Source organism: Salegentibacter sp. UBA1130 (assembly GCF_002311535.1).
In the GTDB taxonomy this organism is placed as follows: Bacteria; Bacteroidota; Bacteroidia; order Flavobacteriales; family Flavobacteriaceae; genus Salegentibacter; species Salegentibacter agarivorans.
Genome location: NZ_DCAP01000021.1, coordinates 1 through 12,385, shown reverse-complemented (window position 1 = coordinate 12,385; position 12,385 = coordinate 1). Strand labels below are relative to the sequence as shown.

Below are 12,385 nucleotides of genomic sequence, written 5' to 3'. Positions count from 1 at the left end.
TGGCCAAAATATTGACCCTTCAGCGATAATATTTCAGCAATAGTTTCTTCCGAAGTATCTTTGTTTTTAACTAAACAGAACAAAGTGCATGAAGAGACTTTTACTCCTCTTTTTTATAATTTTAGGCTTAAATATACAGGCTCAAACAGAGAAAAGCGACAAGCTCTATTTCTCTGATGCACTTGTTATACACTTACCTGAATATAATAAGGAAGCAAAAGCGGCTTATAGATACAGGCGCTTTGAAGAAGCCGACCGGTTATTTGAAAACTTTGTTACCGCTAAACTGCAGGGAACATATATAGACAATTTTAAATTTCTAAATCTCAAAGGAAAAAAAGTTACGCTATACGATTATAAAAAGCCCGTTTATTTATTAACCTATGCTTCCTGGTGCATCCCGGGGAAAGGCGAAATACCAGCACTTAATGAACTAGCCGATAAATACCGGGATAAAATTGATTTTGTAATTGTGTTTTGGGATAAAAAAGAAACCGCCAAAAAACTTTCCAAACAATTTAATTCACATATAAATGTATTATATGTAGATGAAACCAGGAACAACCACGCTTTTGTGGTAGAAAACCTGAAACATTCTTTAGGTTTACCAACGTGCTATTTAATTGGCGGTGACCGGGAAATTAGGGATATTAAAAGGAGTATTTTTAATCCTTATAATTTATCTAAAGAAGAATCTTTTGAACTTAATTACGAAGCGATTAATTCCGCAATTACCAATAATCTTATTGGTAATTCAGAAAAGAAGGAAGAAATAAAATGGAGCGCCATTACACCGGAATAATTAAAGCAATGGAGCCCAGAGCCTGGCCAGGGCTTCTCTTATTTTTTCTAAAGCCGGGCGTTGCATCCATTCATTTATAGTTAGCTCGGTGGTTTCTTTAAGGTCATTTTTATAAACCCCAGTCATTTCTCCAGCCACTTTTTTATCGTATAAAAATGCATTGATCTCAAAGTTAATATCAAAACTGCGATTATCCAGATTACAGGAACCAATACTGGTTAGTACACCATCTACCACCATAGTCTTAGCGTGGACCATCCCTTTATGATAATGAAAAACCTGAACCCCAGATTCCAGTAATTTTTCTATATAAGAATTGGTGGCATAACGTGCAATCACCGAATCTCCTTTTTCGGGAATAATAATTTTAACTTCTACTCCTATCCTACTTGCCATACACAAGGCGGTAAGAATTTGATTGTTTGGAATAAAATAAGGTGTGGTTATATAAATATATTTATCAGCAGTATTTATTGCGGTTAGAATGGCTTCCATAATATTTTGCCAATCGGTATCGGGGCCACTGGCGGCAATTTGAACCGCAGTATTTTCGGTTAAATCTATCTTCGGAAAAAAACTATCTTTAATTTTAAGTTCTTTTCCACTAATAAAATTAAAATTCAGTAAAAATTGAGCCTGCAAAGATTTTACGGCGTGGCCTTCAATTCTAAGATGAGTATCTCGCCAGAACATTTTTTCTTGCGGGTTTTCTTCAAAATTCACATATTCATCACATATATTAATTCCTCCAATAAACCCAATATTCCCGTCTATAATCGCCATTTTTCGATGATTGCGATAGTTTAATTTTCGGGTTAAATTGGGAAACCAAACCGGCATAAACGGATAAATTTCAATTCCGTAGGATTTCATTTTTTTAACCGCTTTTGATGAAAGTCTGCTCGCTACGTAATCGTAACTAACCCGTACTTTCACGCCTTCCTCAGCCTTTTCACACAGTAATAAAATAAGTCGATTTCCTATTCTACCACTATTAAAAATATAATATTCTATATGAATATGATCCTGGGCTTTCTTAATATCTTCAAATAAGGCTGAGAACTTATTTTCGCCATTTATAAGGACACGGACTTTATTTAAGAAAGTAACCGGTTTCTTTTGATTATTTTGCAGTAAGTGAACCAGCTTGATCTTTTGATTAACACACTCCTGATTTAAATTAACCAGATCTTTTTTATTAAGCATTAGCTTATCTTCCCAATGCTTAATAATCTTCTGGTCGTACAGTTTTTTACGGTTAAATAACTTGCTTTTCCTAAATTCCTGGGCAAAAAAGTAATAGACCAATAGGCCTATAACCGGTAGTACAAAAAGTGCAAAAATGAGCGAAATACTTTTTACCGGTTCTCTAAAATGCATTAATTCGTAACCGGCCGTTATAAAAACGATTATAAAATTGATAGTTAGAAGTACCCACCAAAAATTATCCAGGAAAGCACTCATTTACTTTACCGCGGTGTAAGTTTTCTCTGCAGGGATCTTAATCTCGTATTCCTTTCTGGATGCATTATTTAAATGTGCTTCCCTAAGCCAGGGATTATGGATTTTCAAGATCTTATAATTAATATCAAAATGATGCGCAAAATCGGCGAAATCTTTAACCACGGTATCAACTTTTACCGTTTTGGTTGGAATATGTTTGTAAAGATGTTTTTCTTCAAAATTGAAGCCGTATTGTTCAGGATTGCTTAAAATCTCTTTTATAGCAAGGATTCTAAACATATATCTTCCGGTTTCTTCCCCAAGCAATAATTCGTAATAATCATCTACTTTTTGACGTTCTAACTGTCTTTCAACGCCTCTATTCCCGGCGTTATAAGCGGCAGCCGCCATTGTCCAGCTACCAAATTTTTCTTTAGATTTCTTTAGATAATCGGCAGCCACACGGGTAGATTTTTCAATATGGTAGCGTTCGTCTACATTTCCATTTATCTCTAAACCGTAATCTTTCCCCGTACCTTCCATAATTTGCCAAAAACCTTTGGCTCCTGCAGGAGAAACTGCCTGTGTTAAACCGCTTTCAATTACAGCCAGGTATTTAAAATCGTATGGCACACCTTCTTCCTTCAGAATAGGTTCAATAATTGGAAAATATTGATTGGCCCGCTTTATTAAAAGCAAGGCATTAGATTGCCAGTAGGTATTTACCAGCAATTCCCTGTCCATTCTTTCGTAAATATCTGGATCATCAATTGGCACCTCTTCTCCTGCAAAGTTTATATTCTCAGGCATTGGGAGTGCATAGATATTATAATCTTTTACCGGACGCTCTTTTTGATTGGCTACAGAAGATTCAGCTGTAGCCTCGTGGTTAGAATCTGGAGACTGTTGAGCAGCTTGTATACTTACAAACACAATAGTGAAAAGTCCCACTATAACTAATGCAGATTTTAAAATTTTCATATTAATTCAATTTTTTATTTTTCTCTTCAATTTTTCCTGAAAGTATTATTTCAGGAAGATACTTATTAAACCAACGATAACGATTCAAAATCATTATATGAGTCCCACCTTTTACGGTAATACATTCCGGAATATATTTTATAGGAAAAATTTCGTCTTTATCACCGTGAATATGAACAATGCCTTTTTGGGCTTTGGCACAATTCCATAAAACCATATTTTCTATAGCCCAGTCTAAATAACGCTGATTCCTAACTGAAAGATATTGCCGGTAAAGTTTCGCCCTTTTTTTAATAAAATCTCCTACAGCAATCTTTTCAAAATGATCTACATAATCAAACAAACTTGTAGGTATAAGTTTAAATAAACCTGTGCTGGCGGCGTATCGCATACGCCTTGGCAATTCTTCTCTACACTTTACACTAGAAATAATAATAAGTCTTTTAAGATTAAGACTCTTTGCCATTTCCTGCACAATAACCCCGCCAAAAGATACACCAATCAAGACTACATTTTCGTGCTTTACGTATTTATTCATACGCAAGGCATAACTTTTAAGGCTTTCCTCTTTTTTAGGAATAATCCATTCTAAAAAATGCATTTTAAAACGGTCTTCTGGAAGTTTTATAAATTCAAATATGGAAGAATTAGCAGCCATACCGGGCATAAAATAAACGTGAATCAACTGGTTTTCTTCAGTCATTTTAACAAGTATATAACACTTAACATTGGGCTAATGCCGTAAATTTACCTAAGAAGTGAATTTTGAAATATTTTCAATTTTTAATTCTAATATTTCATAAAATACTCCAGGAGCTTGTCCCGGGGTAGTTTGCACTCCAAAATTACTGCTATTTATTTGGCTTTCACAATTGAAAGATTAAAAATAATGGAGAATTTTACAAAGCCTATAATTTTATTGTTTGCTGCTAATAATTCAGCTTTAAAGGCTTTATTTTCCTACCTTTACAATAACCATCCAAAGAAAATTTTCACAACTAATTATTGCCGATTTATGCCATTAAATTGGCTGACCCAATGGTTAATAACAAAAAAGAGAAATGATGAATGCCGAAGAAATTATAATTACCGATAATGAATTTTTAAGACAGTTTGAAACTACTATAAATCAACAACTTGCTACCATAGAGTACGCCCAGCAGGAACGAAAAATATTTTTAACAAAAGTATTTATGCCTGAAACTCTTAAAGAAGAAGGCTATATGGATATTTTTATTGAAGCTGTTTTAGAAGAAATTAAAGAACGAAATACGCGCGTAATGCCTACCAGTCCAGATGTTGCTAAATTTATGCGTAAGAACAGAAGAAAATATAAAGACCTTTTACCGGTAGGAATAAATATTTAAACCGCTACTTTTTCTGAAGCAAATTCAAACCTAACCAATCCATCTTCGTCAATTAAAGTCAGTTCTATTTGATGAAGTGTATTTACCAATGCAGGGTCCCAGGGTGCTTTTACCTTTACATAGTTCTCTGTAAAACCGTGAATGTATCCTTCTTTATTTTCCCCTTCAAAAAGTACGGTACTTGTATTTCCTAACTGACTTTCATAAAACGCCCGTCTCTTTTTAGCTGAGAGGCCACGTAGCATTTTGCTTCGTTTCTTTCTCACTTTGGTAGGAACCACACCTTCCATTTCTGCTGCAGGAGTATTATCACGCTCAGAATACGTAAAAACGTGCAGGTAAGAAATATCTAATTCATTCAAATAATTATAGGTTTCCAGGAAGCGTTCTTCGGTTTCGCCGGGAAAGCCAACAATAACATCAACACCAATACAGGCATTGGGCATTACTCGCTTAATTTGCGCCACCCTATCGCTATAAAGCGAACTCATATAACGACGCTTCATCAATTTAAGCAAATCGTCACTTCCGCTTTGTAATGGGATATGAAAATGAGGCACAAACGTATTACTATCGGCAACAAAATCTATGGTCTCGTTTTTCAATAAATTAGGCTCAATAGAAGAGATTCTTAAACGTTCAATTCCATCTACCTCATCTAAAGCTTTTACAAGGTCAAGAAAAGTATGTTCGTGCTTTTTATTGCCAAATTCACCTTTTCCGTAATCCCCAATATTTACTCCGGTAAGCACAATTTCTTTAATTCCTTTTGCTGAAATTTCAGCGGCATTGGTTAAAACATTTTCCAGTTTATCGCTTCGGGAAATTCCACGCGCTAACGGAATGGTACAATAAGTACATTTATAATCACACCCATCCTGCACCTTTAAAAATGCACGGGTTCTGTCACCAATGGAATAAGCACCCACGTAGAAGTCGGCTTCATCAATTTCACAGGAATGAACTTCCCCAAGATCATTTTTAGAAAGATCGTTAAGGTAATCGGTGATTTTGAATTTTTCAGTCGCCCCAAGCACTAAATCTACTCCATCTACATCGGCAAGTTCTTCCGGTTTCAATTGGGCATAGCAACCCACGGCAATCACAAACGCATCTTCATTCACTTTTTGCGCTTGTTTTACGATGGTTTTAAAGCGTTTATCGGCATTCTCGGTAACCGAACAGGTATTGATCACATAAATATCAGCTTCTTCAGTGAATTCCACACGCTTAAAACCTTCATCTTTAAAAGATCTTGCAATGGTAGAAGTTTCTGAAAAATTGAGTTTACAACCCAAGGTATAAAATGCGACCTTCTTAGTATTCATACACCTGCCTGTTTCTGTAGAAGTTAAACGATTTTTAGGGCTGCAAAGATACCAACAATTATTGTTTTAGGAAAACATTGTTTTGATTTCGGTACTCGGTACTCGGTACTCGGTTCTCGGTTCTCAGTTGTCGGTTTTGGTTAAGTCGTCATTGCGAGAAGGCGATAGCCGACGTGGCAATCTGTCCTTAAAAATCGCATTCAAACGTCATTCCGGGTTTAATAAATTAGATCCCGGATGAAAAATCGGGGCAGGTTCTGAAATAAGTTCAGGTTGACGTTTTGATCAAAAACATTGAACTGAAGATTGCTGCACTCGCAATAACGAATTAACTTAACATTATATAAGAAGAGGAATGATTAAACTTTCTCAACCGAACCAACTATAACCTCAGCTTCCAGTATAATTTTACTTTTTATAGAATTGGAGATCAAACAGGCTTTTTCACTTTTTTCTATGATGCGTTTGGCTCTTTCAGCATTATTTTCGTCGGAAATTTCCAAAACTGGTTTTAGTATAATTTCAGTCATTTGAAATTTACCTTCAACTTTATCCAGTTTTCCAATTGCTTTAGATTTAAAAGAGATAAACTCCAGTTTAGAATTTTCAGCAATAGCCAGGAAGGTTGTCATCAAACAACTTTCTACCGCGGCAACCAGAAAATGTTCAGGAGACCAAATGTTGGGCATTCCTTTTGGAAAATCTGGCGGGGTTGCTGTTTCAATAATATCGGTCAATTCAGGAGAGCTAACTTCTCCTTTTCGATCTTCTAACCAGATAAGATCTACCTGATATTCGTGTTTTTCAGCCATAACTTTATATTTTTTAAACCCAAATGGGGTATTTTCTTTTACAAAGAAACAGCGATTAAAAACTAAAAAATATGATTCAGGTCAGCTTCAGGAAAAACTTTAAGATTCAATAAATTCTTTAAGCGTATTTACCACATAATCCAGCTCATCCCTGGTATTAAATCTCGAAAATGAAAACCGTACCGATGGTTTTTTAAGGTCTTCTTCTTCTAAAAATGCATTTAGCACATGAGATCCCTTATCACTTCCACTTTGGCAGGCACTACCTTTAGAACAGGCAATTCCTTTTAAATCTAATTGAAATAATAACATTAAAGCTTTATCGGCTGGCACCGGCAAACATACATTTACCAAAGTATAGGTACTTTTTGAAGCATCGTCACAATCACCGTTGAATTTCACCCCGGGAATTTCGGCTTTTAATTTTGAAATAAAATGAGCTTTTAGATCACTTATATAGGCCTTTTCTTCGGCTAAATTATCTAAAGATAGTTTTAAAGCTTCTTCCAGGCCTACAATATTATGAACCCCTTCTGTGCCGGCACGATGGCCACGCTCCTGCTCTCCTCCAAAAATAAGTGGTTTTAATCCGCTGTTTTTTCTAATAAAAGCAAATCCCACACCTTTTGGGCCGTGAAATTTATGGGCGCTTACCGCGGTAAAATTTACCGGTATTTCACTAAAATCAAGATCATAATGTCCCACCGATTGTACACAATCTGAATGAAATAAGGCGTGATGTTTTTTACACAATTCTCCGACTTTTTTAATGTCCAGTTTATTCCCAATCTCGTTATTTACATGCATCAGGCTAACCAACGTCTTTTTATCTGAAGCATTTAATAATTTTTCTAAATGTGCTACATCAATATTTCCGCGGGAATCTAAATCAACATAAACTACCTCTACATCAAAACAATCCTGAAGCTGCTCTAGGGTATACAAAACCGCGTGGTGTTCAATTTTTGAAGTGATTATTCGCTTAACTCCAAGATCACGAACCGCGGAATTTAAAGCCAGGTTATCGGCTTCAGTACCACCAGAAGTGAAAATTATTTCTGAAGCTTTTACATTTAAATAACCGGCAACAGTTTTACGCGCCTGCTCTATTAAAGATTTAGCAGATCTTCCAAAAGAATGGGTAGAAGAAGGATTACCATAAACCTCTTTCATCACAGAGGTCATTCGGTCAATTACTTCATCACGCATTTGCGTGGTCGCGGCAGAATCAAGATATACATTTTTCATTGCCGCAAAATTAAACGAAATAAAATTATTTAAAAGAACCTGCCCTAAAAATCTTGAATTCCGCTATTTTTGTTTCACTTTGAATATATTACCATACTATGAAAAAGATTCTTGCAGCTTTATTTTTCTCTTTTGCCCTTTATTCCTGTGACGACGGGGATATTACCGTGACCAGTTTCGATTTAGAAAACAGTGATCTAACTTTATGTGAAATTGATGGTAAAAAAGTGCTTTGGGCTGTAAATAATGAAGATGTTTATGAATCTATGTCTTTAGAATTAAAAGATAATCGTTTAAATGATACGCTTACGCAGAAAATTTTAACGCTGGAGGTAAATGATTCAATAGTAATTAATCTCTCGGGCGAAGATAACCGACTGGTTTACAGAATTTATGACAGTGAGATTAATGGAGGCGAATATTTTTGTAAGGGAGTACCGCCAGGATCTCCGCGGGTATTAGAAGAATATGTTTCTGCCGGCGGAGTTGTGGTAATTAGAACCAGGTTTAATGATATAAGCCTCGATGCCGACGCCGATGGGGATGGCGTACCCAATGGCGAAGAAGGATATGATCCCAACGGAGACCATCTGGATACTGATGGTGATGGTATCCCAGATTATTTAGATATTGATGATGATAATGATAATGTCCCTACGGCTGATGAAAAAAATGCCAGTCCTGAAGATCCTACAACAGAAGAAGGTTATTTAGATACAGATGTAGATGGAATACCCAATTATCTTGATCCCGATGATGATGATGATGGGGTTTTAACCCGCCACGAAATTGATCCTGAGGATGTACAAAGAGCTATTGACGAAAATAACGATGCCTTTTTAAGTCCTATAAATACGGCTGAAGTTGATGGATTCCCAAATTATTTAAATGAAAATATTTTTGATCCTAATTTTGAACACGATCTTCAGTTAGATCATCATATTACAAGAAGTTACAGATCTACCATTGAGATTAAAAATTTTAATTTAATTAGACAGGATGGAAGCGGCGAAGATATTCGGTTTGATTCTTATCTCCTGGGAAGGCTGGATGTTACAAGAATTCCTTTTCAGCAATTTACTAACCTTCAACAGGAAAATGAAGAGGGACAAAGTGATAACGAAAATGGTGAAGAAGAAACTAATACAGAAGATTAAACATTCTGAAAAAAATAGACCTCTGTAGCACCCAGACCATATTTTTGATAATCGGCATCGTAAAATTTAAGGTTGTCGTATCGGCCCAGTAAAAAATCCAATTCGGCTTTTAAGACTCCCTCACCTACCCCGTGAATAAACACAATTTTCTGAATTCGTTTTCTCATTGCGAATTCTATTTGCCGTTTTGCAGTTTCTAATTGAAGGTTCAGCATATCGTAATTATTCATCCCGCGGGAAGAAGTGGTAAGTTTTTCAATATGCAAATCTACTTCCATTGGAGGCAAATTTCTTTCTTTCGGCTTTATGCGTTGTGATTTGGGTTTTGGAGGTAACTTTTTTTCAGCTAAAACCTTTTCAAAATCAACATCATCAGATAAAGCTTCAATTGGGGTTTCAATTTTCACTAATTCCGCTGCAGAAAATTCCATTTCAAAACCATCGGTAGTTTCAATATAAACGGTGCCGGCTTCAGTTTTTATTACATAACCTTCCAGCACATCATCTAAAACCGCCACTTTATCCCCTTTTTTCAGCTCCATTACTCGTTATTTTCGTCTTCTTTATGATCGTCTTTTGTCTCTACCCAAAAATTTGTTGCACGATAAAGACCTAGCATAATAGTGACTAAACCAATGATTTTAAAGTAAGCGTGAGCACCTTCAGCTGCAATAGCATAAATTAAAAGTGCGCCACCTACTACGATTAAAATTGTATTTATTACTTGAGAATTATTCATTTTTTTACCTGTTATCCCTTATTTGTAAAATGTTTAAAATAACGGTTCTTGTATTTTCTGCAAAGTTACAGGAATTATGAGGCAAATATACTTCTTAGCTTTTATTTTCTCTTTTTACTACGGAAATGCTCAATTACACATTTCGCCTTCGACTTCCGGAGACTCCTATATTTATCTTAGCGATCGTTTTTTGTATGTTGAAGACAATATCAATTTAGAAAAAAACCACAATCCAGAAACTGAAGCAAGCATTTACCTTAGAAAAGAATCGCAATTATTACAGGGAGAAAAAAGTACAAATCTCAATTATGGGAATGGCTTACTCTCGGTTTTCCAGGAAGGCACGTCTAATGCTTTTGATTATAATTACTGGGCCTTGCCGGTTAAAGATAATATTAGTCAAGACCAATTTGGTGCCGTGATTTTTCAACCCAAGAACAAAACCAATAGCAATCCGGTCCATATTACAGGAAGTTTAGAAGGCACTTCCCACCCTTTAAGAATTTCTCGCCGCTGGATTTATAAATATTCTGGCAGTGATTATAATGACTGGCAGCACGTAGGTGTTAGTTTTGATGTTGCGCCGGCCGAAGGCTTTACTATGAAAGGTGTAAATGGCACTGACCCCAGACTCGTTAACGGAGTTGAAAATAATCCAGGCAATAGCCAGCGATACGATTTTAGAGGTTTACCTAATGATGGCGAGATAAAAGTTTCAATAAATAAGGACCAGTCAGTTTTGGTGGGCAATCCTTACCCTTCGGCCCTACATTTACAAAGTTTTTTAATGGAAAATTCCGCCAGCACAGGCATTGCTTATTTTTGGGACTCTAAAAATAATGGTGATTCTCATAATCTAAAAGACTATGAAGGTGGTTATGGTTCTTACTCTCCGGGGCCAAATGCTTATGCGCCCGCAGTTTTTAAAACTTATAACGGTGCAGGTGAAGAAACAGGAAGTTCGGGAGAAACCGGTAGTGAAATTGCTCGCGAATATGCCCCCATTGCACAGGGTTTTATGTTAAGCGGAAGAAACGATGGCTATATTCATTTTAAAAATTCGCAAAGAAGGTTTCAACAGGAAAATTCACAAACTTCAGAGTTTAAAAATCAGCAAAAAAGTGAGATTCCACTTTTAAAACTCAATGTAATAGTAAATAGCCTCTACACCCGTGCCCTACTTTTAGCTTTTAGGGAAGATTCTTCTAAAGATTATGATTGGGCAATGGATGCAAAGATCTATGGGGTTTTGCAGAATGATGTGGGATGGAATATTGAAGAAGCGTTTTATAATATACAGGTAAGGCCGTTTAGAAAAAATGATAAAATTCCGTTGCTAATTAATTTAACAGAAAATGCTTCATTAAGCTTTCAACTTGATGATTTTAGACAATTTGAGAATGAAAATGTGTATATTTTTGATGCTGAGTTAGAATCTAATTTTCGATTAAATAAAGATATATTTTCAATAGATTTACCAAAAGGAAACTATAGTAATCGATTTTTTATTAGTTTTATTGAGGAAAAAGAAGATAATTTGCAATCTGAATTACCAGTAGAAGAATTAGATTTTTCAATACCTGAAGCTCTTATTGTTCAAAATAACATAGAAGCGCAATTGGAGATTAAAATGGTGGAAACCGATGTAAAACAAATTTTGTTATACGACCTTAACGGACAAATGATTTATAATAAAACATTACCAGGCGGAAGTGCAAATTATACATTGCCTACTTCAGGACTACAGGACGCAATTTATGTCCTGAAATTAATTTCTTCTAGCAATATGGAATTCACCAAAAAAATTAGCATTAAAAATTAATTATGGAAGATTTTATGTTGCCCTGTCTTAACAAAAGCCTCTTTGGAGTAGATTGTTTTGGCTGTGGGGGTCAACGCGCCTTATTACTTGTTTTTAATGCAGAATTTACCCAGGCATTTTTAATGTTTCCGGCTATCTATCCCATTTTATTTTTACTTGCCTTTCTCATCCTGAATCTCTTCGTAAAATTTAGATACGATTTTCAAGTAAAAATCGGGCTAATTATTTTGAGCGGAGCGGTAATGCTAATTAGCTATTTAATAAAAATGAATCAATTAATACAACTAACCCAATAAACCAATCTTTATGGAAAGACAACAATTACCAAATTCAACTTTAATTTTAATTTTCGGTATTCTCTCAATTATAGGATGCTGCTGTTACGGTATTCTGGGAATTATCTTCGGAATTATTGCGCTTGTAATGGCAAAAAGGGCTACCGAAATCTATAATGCACAACCTGAACTATACACCGGGTACCAGAACGTAAAAACCGGGAAAATTCTTGCTATTATTGGCCTTATACTAAGCGCTATTAGTTTAATAAGCACTATTGTAATGTTTATTATGTATGGCGGAGTAGATGGGATTTATGAGATGCAAAATGAAATTTTAAGAGAAATAGAACAAAATCAATAGGTCTTTTTCTTTTTGAGAATAAGAAAGAGGCCGTCTAAAAAGTATTT

The 12,385-nt window shown here is 35.5% G+C and carries 14 protein-coding genes; 6 read left to right on the top strand and 8 right to left on the bottom strand.

Features of this window, described 5'->3' with window-relative positions:
* Nucleotides 1-88 precede the first annotated feature (88 nt).
* Nucleotides 89-802: a TlpA family protein disulfide reductase gene (locus B4F31_RS08080; protein WP_286761037.1), complete on the top strand. Its 714-nt coding sequence runs from the start codon at nt 89-91 to the stop codon at nt 800-802.
* On the opposite strand, the gene cls is transcribed toward B4F31_RS08080, so the two are convergent.
* Genes cls through B4F31_RS08065 form a run of 3 tightly spaced genes read right to left on the bottom strand, consistent with a single transcriptional unit; the run spans nt 803 to nt 3,929 of the window.
* Entirely contained in the window at nt 803-2,266 is a 1,464-nt protein-coding gene (gene cls / locus B4F31_RS08075; protein ID WP_093306250.1) for a cardiolipin synthase, read from the bottom strand.
* Nucleotides 2,267-3,226, bottom strand: a complete 960-nt coding sequence (locus B4F31_RS08070) for a lytic transglycosylase domain-containing protein (RefSeq protein ID WP_286761036.1) — start codon at nt 3,224-3,226, stop codon at nt 2,267-2,269.
* 1 nt (nt 3,227) lies between these two features.
* On the bottom strand, nt 3,228-3,929 hold the full coding sequence (locus B4F31_RS08065) for an alpha/beta fold hydrolase (protein WP_245764402.1): 702 nt from the start codon (nt 3,927-3,929) through the stop codon (nt 3,228-3,230).
* Nucleotides 3,930-4,290: 361 nt separating this feature from the next.
* Between B4F31_RS08065 and B4F31_RS08060 the strand changes: the two genes are divergently transcribed.
* The gene (locus tag B4F31_RS08060; RefSeq protein ID WP_075327131.1) at nt 4,291-4,593 is read left to right on the top strand and encodes an N-acetyltransferase; all 303 of its coding nucleotides are present in this window, start codon (nt 4,291-4,293) and stop codon (nt 4,591-4,593) included.
* On the opposite strand, the gene mtaB is transcribed toward B4F31_RS08060, so the two are convergent.
* The 3 genes from mtaB to B4F31_RS08045 form a co-directional block, all read right to left on the bottom strand.
* On the bottom strand, nt 4,590-5,921 hold the full coding sequence (gene mtaB, locus B4F31_RS08055) for a tRNA (N(6)-L-threonylcarbamoyladenosine(37)-C(2))-methylthiotransferase MtaB (protein ID WP_093306245.1): 1,332 nt from the start codon (nt 5,919-5,921) through the stop codon (nt 4,590-4,592). The two genes, B4F31_RS08060 and mtaB, sit on opposite strands and share 4 nt — an antisense overlap.
* A 359-nt stretch (nt 5,922-6,280) precedes the next feature.
* Complete coding sequence (locus B4F31_RS08050) at nt 6,281-6,733, bottom strand: OsmC family protein (protein WP_075327133.1); 453 nt, start codon at nt 6,731-6,733, stop codon at nt 6,281-6,283.
* 99 nt (nt 6,734-6,832) lie between these two features.
* Nucleotides 6,833-7,981, bottom strand: a complete 1,149-nt coding sequence (locus tag B4F31_RS08045; RefSeq protein WP_286761035.1) for a cysteine desulfurase family protein — start codon at nt 7,979-7,981, stop codon at nt 6,833-6,835.
* A gap of 98 nt (nt 7,982-8,079) precedes the next feature.
* Between B4F31_RS08045 and B4F31_RS08040 the strand changes: the two genes are divergently transcribed.
* Nucleotides 8,080-9,138: a hypothetical protein gene (locus B4F31_RS08040; protein WP_286761034.1), complete on the top strand. Its 1,059-nt coding sequence runs from the start codon at nt 8,080-8,082 to the stop codon at nt 9,136-9,138.
* On the opposite strand, the gene B4F31_RS08035 is transcribed toward B4F31_RS08040, so the two are convergent.
* A complete protein-coding gene (locus B4F31_RS08035; protein WP_093306241.1) occupies nt 9,135-9,680 on the bottom strand; it encodes a Smr/MutS family protein in 546 nt (181 codons plus the stop codon). The two genes, B4F31_RS08040 and B4F31_RS08035, sit on opposite strands and share 4 nt — an antisense overlap.
* Nucleotides 9,680-9,877 (bottom strand): hypothetical protein, encoded by a 198-nt coding sequence (locus tag B4F31_RS08030; RefSeq protein ID WP_075327137.1) that lies wholly within the window; start codon nt 9,875-9,877, stop codon nt 9,680-9,682. The genes B4F31_RS08035 and B4F31_RS08030 overlap by 1 nt, the downstream gene beginning before the upstream one ends.
* A gap of 76 nt (nt 9,878-9,953) precedes the next feature.
* On the opposite strand from B4F31_RS08030, the gene B4F31_RS08025 reads away from it, so the two are divergent.
* Genes B4F31_RS08025 through B4F31_RS08015 form a run of 3 tightly spaced genes read left to right on the top strand, consistent with a single transcriptional unit; the run spans nt 9,954 to nt 12,338 of the window.
* Nucleotides 9,954-11,699: a T9SS type A sorting domain-containing protein gene (locus tag B4F31_RS08025; RefSeq protein ID WP_286761033.1), complete on the top strand. Its 1,746-nt coding sequence runs from the start codon at nt 9,954-9,956 to the stop codon at nt 11,697-11,699.
* A 2-nt stretch (nt 11,700-11,701) separates the two neighbouring features.
* Nucleotides 11,702-11,995, top strand: coding sequence for a DUF2752 domain-containing protein (locus B4F31_RS08020; protein WP_075327139.1), 294 nt, complete (start codon nt 11,702-11,704; stop codon nt 11,993-11,995).
* A gap of 10 nt (nt 11,996-12,005) precedes the next feature.
* Nucleotides 12,006-12,338, top strand: coding sequence for a CCC motif membrane protein (locus B4F31_RS08015; RefSeq protein WP_075327140.1), 333 nt, complete (start codon nt 12,006-12,008; stop codon nt 12,336-12,338).
* The last annotated feature ends 47 nt before the right edge of the window (nt 12,339-12,385 follow it).